This window comes from Brevibacterium sp. SIMBA_078 (assembly GCF_046534565.1).
Taxonomy (GTDB): Bacteria; Actinomycetota; Actinomycetes; order Actinomycetales; family Brevibacteriaceae; genus Brevibacterium.
This window is the reverse complement of the sequence record NZ_JAWRYQ010000596.1, coordinates 1-235: the sequence shown is the minus strand read 5'-3', so window position 1 is coordinate 235 and position 235 is coordinate 1. Positions and strand designations below refer to the sequence as shown.

The following is a 235-nucleotide window of genomic DNA, read 5'->3' as shown; positions in this document are numbered from 1 at the left end:
ACGCATGATCTATTCTTATTGGTCCTATAGGCGTTAAATAACGAAAACCAAACCCTGCACCTATTTCAAATTGCTCAGAAAAATCATTGGTCGCCGTCCCTCCATCAACAAACAAAGCTGCTCGCCAGTTTTTGGCAAATTGGTAATTATATTCAGCAGTCGTCGCGATTAAATATTTACCGCCGATGCGATCCCCATTGTCATTTTCTGGTGAGATTGATTGATAAGCAAAGCC

The 235-nt window shown here is 41.3% G+C and carries 1 protein-coding gene; it reads right to left on the bottom strand.

Going from position 1 to position 235, the window contains the following annotated elements; translation table 11 throughout:
- The coding region (locus tag SB749_RS20925; RefSeq protein ID WP_410712010.1) for a BamA/TamA family outer membrane protein at positions 1–235 on the bottom strand (235 nt) is incomplete at both ends.